Source organism: Streptomyces sp. A1277, from assembly GCF_004795015.1.
In the GTDB taxonomy this organism is placed as follows: Bacteria; Actinomycetota; Actinomycetes; order Streptomycetales; family Streptomycetaceae; genus Streptomyces.
Genome location: NZ_SSBI01000009.1, coordinates 121338 through 126825 on the forward strand (window position 1 = coordinate 121338; position 5488 = coordinate 126825).

Annotated in this window: 5 protein-coding genes; 4 read left to right on the forward strand and 1 reads right to left on the reverse strand. The window is 71.9% G+C overall.

The window, feature by feature from the left end; translation table 11 throughout:
- Positions 1 to 20: 20 nt before the first annotated feature.
- Positions 21 to 980, reverse strand: coding sequence for an ACP S-malonyltransferase (locus tag E6R18_RS08815; RefSeq protein ID WP_168712304.1), 960 nt, complete (start codon positions 978 to 980; stop codon positions 21 to 23).
- 81 nt (positions 981 to 1061) lie between these two features.
- On the opposite strand from E6R18_RS08815, the gene E6R18_RS08820 reads away from it, so the two are divergent.
- From E6R18_RS08820 to E6R18_RS08835, 4 genes are all read left to right on the forward strand, one after another.
- The gene (locus tag E6R18_RS08820; RefSeq protein ID WP_136316286.1) at positions 1062 to 2264 is read left to right on the forward strand and encodes an alpha/beta hydrolase; all 1203 of its coding nucleotides are present in this window, start codon (positions 1062 to 1064) and stop codon (positions 2262 to 2264) included.
- Between the two features lie 402 nt (positions 2265 to 2666).
- The gene (locus E6R18_RS34775; protein ID WP_240799656.1) at positions 2667 to 2903 is read left to right on the forward strand and encodes a hypothetical protein; all 237 of its coding nucleotides are present in this window, start codon (positions 2667 to 2669) and stop codon (positions 2901 to 2903) included.
- 84 nt (positions 2904 to 2987) lie between these two features.
- A complete protein-coding gene (locus E6R18_RS08830) occupies positions 2988 to 3977 on the forward strand; it encodes a UDP-glucuronic acid decarboxylase family protein (RefSeq protein WP_136316287.1) in 990 nt (329 codons plus the stop codon).
- A gap of 132 nt (positions 3978 to 4109) precedes the next feature.
- Complete coding sequence (locus E6R18_RS08835; RefSeq protein ID WP_240799657.1) at positions 4110 to 5435, forward strand: activator-dependent family glycosyltransferase; 1326 nt, start codon at positions 4110 to 4112, stop codon at positions 5433 to 5435.
- The last annotated feature ends 53 nt before the right edge of the window (positions 5436 to 5488 follow it).

The following is a 5488-nucleotide window of genomic DNA, read 5'->3' on the forward strand; positions in this document are numbered from 1 at the left end:
CCCCGGTGCGGGCCGACGCGCTACCGGCGCAGCGGCACCCCGTGCTCGAAGACCGCCGCGACGGCCCTCGGGACCGCGTCCGGGTGGTCGACGCAGACCACGGGGAAGGGGAAGTACATCGCGTCCAGGCTGGGCGAGGGGCCCACGATCAGCCCCAGCCTGGTGCCGCGCTGCTTCATCTCCTGGGTCAGGTGCACCAGGCTGATCGGCGAGACGACGTTGGCGGTGAACATCTCGCGCACCTCTTCGGCGCGGGTGAGGACCTTCTGCTCCAGCGACGAGCAGAGCGGCAGCGCGGGGTCGGTGAACGGCATCGACGCGATGTGCTCGCGGGTCACCTCCTGGGCCTGCGCGCGCAGCGGGCTGTGCTCCGCCACATCGGTGCCCTCGGTGACGCTGACCAGGCCGCCGGTGTCGGCGCTGAGCTTCTCCAGCGCGTCCCGGTAGCCGCTGAGCATGGCGACCCGCACCCTGCGGTCCTTGTCCCAGCCGAAGTCACAGCTCAGATAGACGCCCTCGCGGCCGGCGCAGAGGTCGGCCGGGTCGTCGTCCGGGCCGAGGTAGGCGGCGGCAAGGGCCTCTTGCCGCTGCGGCTCCCGCGGCGTCACCGCCGTGCCCGGCCGGAGCTCCCCGCGCATCAACAGGCCCATGAGCTCCCGGCGGTCGCAGGCTCCGGCGACGCAGGAGGCGGCCATCCCGCCCAGGCTCATGCCGCCGGCCATGTGCGGGCGCAGCCCCTTCTCGGCGAGCACGTCCTGGATGCCGAGCTGGGCCGCGGCCAGCCCGACGGGCACCGCGATCCGCCGGATCTCGTCGCTGTACTCCCCGTTCTGCCGCACCAGGCCCTCGACGTCGAGTCCGGTCCACGCCGCGGCCCGGGCGAAGGATTCGCGCACCGCCGCGTACTGGTCGTAGAACTCGATGACCCCGCCCGGTTCGTAGCGGAACTGATTCGTACCAAAAATGGATGCCAGAGCCACGTGTGTCACCTCCATGACATGGCAACGCTAGGCGAGGAAGTACCGGGATTATTTCCAGAGTTGAAACGGATATGATCAACCATGCCTATGGGATACGTGGTGTCCACCGCACTCCTCACCTGGTGCACTTTCTTCTCCGTTGTCGCGCCGCGGCGGCCCCGGCCACTGGCGAACCTGAGCTTCTGGTTCGGCATGGTCCTCAACGAGGTCCCGGTCATCGGCATACTCGCCGTGCTGGCCTCCACGGCGCTGGCCGAGGCCCAGGGCGATCTGGACTCCACGGCCAGCAAGGTGACCGCCGTGATCGCCCTCGCCACCATCCCGGTGATGGCCGTGGCCGTCTGGCGGGGCCTGCGGGCCGGGCGGGTGGTCGAGCGCGCCCTCGACGAGGGGCTCGGCGCCGGCCGGCGGTCCCTGGTGCCCGAGCCACCGCGGCCGTCCTGGCCCCGCCTCCTGCTGCTGCGGCGCCTGACGCGGAACCTCGACGTGGTGCGGATCCCCAACCTCAGCTACGGGGACGCCGGCCGCCGCAACCTGCTCGACGTCTACCGGCGCCGCGACGCCCCGCAGAACGGCCCCGTCCTGATCTACTTCCACGGCGGCGGGTTCACCAGCGGGGGCAAGAGCCGCGAGGCACGCCCCCTGCTCTACCGGCTCGCCTCTCAGGGCTGGGTGTGCATCAGCGCCAACTACCGGCTGCGGCCCGAGACCGACTTCCCCGGTCACCAGATCGACGCCAAGAAGGTCATCGCCTGGGCCCGCGAGCACGCCGCCGAGTACGGCGCCGACCCGTCGAAGGTGTTCGTGGCGGGCAGCTCGGCCGGCTCCAACATGGCGGCCATGTGCGCGCTCACCCCGAACGACCCGCAGTACCAGCCCGGATTCGAGTCGGCCGACACCTCGGTCACCGCGGCGATCTGCCTCTACGGCTACTACGGCTTCTTCTTCGGCGCGGAGCCCGACGTGCCGCCCTCCCCGAACCAGCCGTATGCCTACCTCAACCCCGGCGCCCCGCCGATCCTCATCGCGCACGGCACCAAGGACGCGCTGGCCACCGTCGAGGGCGCCCGGTACTTCGTCGACCGGCTGCGCGGCGTTTCGAACAGCGCGGTGGTGTACGCCGAACTGCCCGGCGCGCAGCACGCGTTCGACCTGTTCCACTCCGCGCGCTGCGAGGCCGTCGTGGACGGCGTCCAGGCGTTCACCGCCTGGGTCCTGGCCAGGTCGGGACGCGCGGCCGAGCCGGCGCCCCAGCCGGAACCCGAGGCCCCGCCCACACACTAGGCATTCACTCAGAAGCCCGGCCGGCGGGATCACTCGGCGCATCGGGGCGGACATGCTGATCTGCGCCCGCAACCGGAGCGGGCGGCACGCGCCGTCCCGAGCCCTTGAGTGGTGATCCCGCCTTGACCCGCCGTCGAGCCCACATCGCAATGATCGGTACGCCGTTCCTCGGTCATGTGATCCCGGCATCCGAGGTCCTGGCCGAACTGGTGGCGCGCGGGCACCGGGTGACCGCCGCCAACGGGGAGGCCGTGGCGGACCGGCTGACCGGGACCGGCGCCGAGTTCGTGCCCGTGGTGCGGCGCCTGCCGGACGACGGCGGGGCGTGGGTGCAGGACCCGGTCTCCACGCTGAACGTGCTCCTGGACTGCAACATGCAGGTCCTGCCGCAGCTGCGCGCGCATGGTGGTGGTGCCGCAGGGCTCCGACCAGATCAGCACCGCCGAACTGCTGGTCGAGCGGGGGGTGGCCCGGCGTATCGACACCGCGGACGCCACCCCGGAGGCGCTGCGCGACGCGGTGACCAGGCTGGTGGCCGACCCGCTGGTCCGGGGCCGGCTGGCGGCGCTGCGCGCCGAGGTGCGGTCCGAGGGCGGTGCGGGGCGGGCCGCCGACATCGTCGAGGCGATGCTGGAGTGAGACCTGCCTCCCGCCGCCGGGGCCCGGCCACCGGACCGGATGCGTACCCCCTACCCGTCGCTGCATCTCTGTAGGGAGTTGGACATGAGCCACACCGCTCGACCCGAGGGTCTGTCGGGACACACGGCGAAGCGGGCGGTGGTGACCGGCGGTGCGGGTTTCGTCGGCTCCCATCTGTGCCGCGCCCTTCTCGCTGCCGGGGACAGCGTCGTCTGCGTCGACAACCTGAGCACCGGGCGGCTGCGGAACATCGCCGATCTGCTGGACCATCGCCGCTTCACGTTCCTCGACGCGGACATCGTCGAGCCGTTCTCCGTATCCGACCAGGTCGATCTGGTCCTGCACCTGGCGTGCCCGGCGTCGCCGCCGGACTACTTCCGGATGCCGGTGGCGACGCTGCGGGCGGGCGGGCACGGGACGTACAACGCGCTGTGCCTGGCGCGCGACACGGGTGCCAGGTTCGTCATCACGTCCACGTCGGAGGTGTACGGCGACCCGCTCGTGCACCCGCAGCGCGAGGACTACTGGGGCAACGTCAACCCCGTCGGCCCACGGGCCTGTTACGACGAGTCGAAGCGGTTCTCGGAGGCGCTGACGGTGGCCTTCCGCGACGAGTACGGCGTCGACACCGGGATCGCCCGGCTCTTCAACTCCTACGGCCCCGACATGCGCGACGACGACGGCCGCGTCGTGCCCACGTTCATCAAGCAGGCGCTGGCCGGCAAGCCGCTGACCGTCATGGGCGACGGTTCGCAGACCCGCTCGCTGTGCTACGTGAGCGACACGGTGCGCGGCATCCTCGCCCTCGCCCGCAGCTGCGAGACCTCCCCGGTCAACATCGGCAATCCGCATGAGATCACCATGCGGGAGCTGGCCGAGTACGTCCTCGGGCTGACCGGCGGCCACTCCCCCGTCCACTACGTCGAGGCGCGCCCGGACGACCCGCAGCGCCGGCGGCCCGACATCGGCAGGGCGCGCCGGGTGCTGGACTGGGAGCCCGAGGTGCGGCTGTTCGACGGGCTGAAGGAGACCATCGCGGCGTTCGCCCTGGCCGGTGACCTCTCGGCCGTGTGACCGACGCGCGCGGACCGGGAAACTCTGGGTGTTTCCCCCGATGCTCGGGGGGCGGCCCGCCCGGGTCCCCGGTGCGGGCCGAACCTGGACGGACTCCGGATCCTTTGTCTCTCCCAGGAGTTCACCGTGCGCGTGCTGTTCGCAACCATCCCCGAGAAGTCCCATCTGTTCTGCATGACGCCGCTGGCGTGGGCCATGCGCGCCGCCGGCCACGAGGTCAGGGTCGCCAGCTGCGAGGAGCTGACCGATGCCGTCGCCGCGACCGGGATGACGGCCGTCGCGGCCGGCACCAATGACGGCATCAACGCGTCGATGCACGCCAACCGCGATGCGCAGGAAGTGGCCGAGCTGATCAGCTGGAACGAGCTGGATCCGGCGAAGCTGACCTACGAGGCCGAGGCATACCGCGCCCAGGTGGTCGCGTACGCCTGCGCCATGTTCAACGAGACGATGATCCCCGGCCTGGTGGAGTTCGCCCGCGCCTGGCGGCCCGACCTCGTGGTGTGGGACTCGCTGACGTACGCCGGTCCCATCGTCGCGGGCGTCGTCGGCGCCGCGCATGCGCGCTCGCTGTGCTTCGCGGACGTGTGGGTGAAGAAGCGCGAGATCCTGCGGGAGCTGGCCCTGGACGTGCCGGCCGCCGAGCGGAGGGATCCGCTCGCCGAGTGGCTGGGCGAACGTGCCGAGGAGTTCGGGGGCGCCTTCGGCGAGGAGCTGACGACCGGGCAGCTCACGCTGGACCCGCTGCCGAAGAGCCTCGGCATCGACACCGGCGCCCCGCGCACCCCCATCCGGTTCGTGCCGTACAACGGCCCGGCGATCGTGCCCGACTGGCTGCGCACACCGCCCGGGCGGACCCGGGTGTGTATGACCCTGGGCGCCTCCAACACCGAGCGCCACGGCGGCGACTACGTGTCCAAGGCCGACATCCTCGGGCAGCTGGCGGAGCTGGACGCCGAGGTGGTGGCCGCGCTGCTGCCGGCGCAGATCGAGGAGCTGGGCACGCTGCCGGACAATGTGCGCGCCGTCCCGTCCGTACCGCTGCACGCCCTGCTGCCCAGCTGCTCCCTGCTGATCCACCACGGCGGCTTCGGCAGCTACGCCAACGCGCTCATGTACGGCGTCCCGCAGCTCACCGTCACCACCCCGCTGGCCGATCAGCTCTACCGGGGCGCCGGGATCGAGGAGCAGGGGGCGGGGCTGCTGCTCGGCACGGACCGGGCGACGCCCGACGCGGTGTACGAGCGGGCCGCGCGCATCCTGGCGGACGGCTCCTTCCAGCAGAACGCCACCCGCCTGCGCGAGGAGGCCACGGCCCTGCCCTCGCCGGCCGAGGTGGTGCCCGTGCTCGAACAGCTGGCCCACGACCGGCGGGAGACGCCTTGGCAGTTCGAGGGCACGCCGGTCTCGCGGCTGGACGACATGTTCACCGCGCTCGTGGTGCCGCCCCGGGGCTGACACCTCCAGGGGACAGCGCAGAGGGGGCGCCGCAGCGGGCGCTCCCTTCGCTG

What these genes read in the sequence shown, in the direction of transcription:
- E6R18_RS08820 (WP_136316286.1), top strand. Translation starts at nt 1,062, where the DNA reads ATGCCTATGGGATACGTGGTGTCCACCGCACTCCTCACCTGGTGCACT.
- E6R18_RS34775 (WP_240799656.1), top strand. Translation starts at nt 2,667, where the DNA reads ATGGTGGTGGTGCCGCAGGGCTCCGACCAGATCAGCACCGCCGAACTG.
- E6R18_RS08830 (WP_136316287.1), top strand. Translation starts at nt 2,988, where the DNA reads ATGAGCCACACCGCTCGACCCGAGGGTCTGTCGGGACACACGGCGAAG.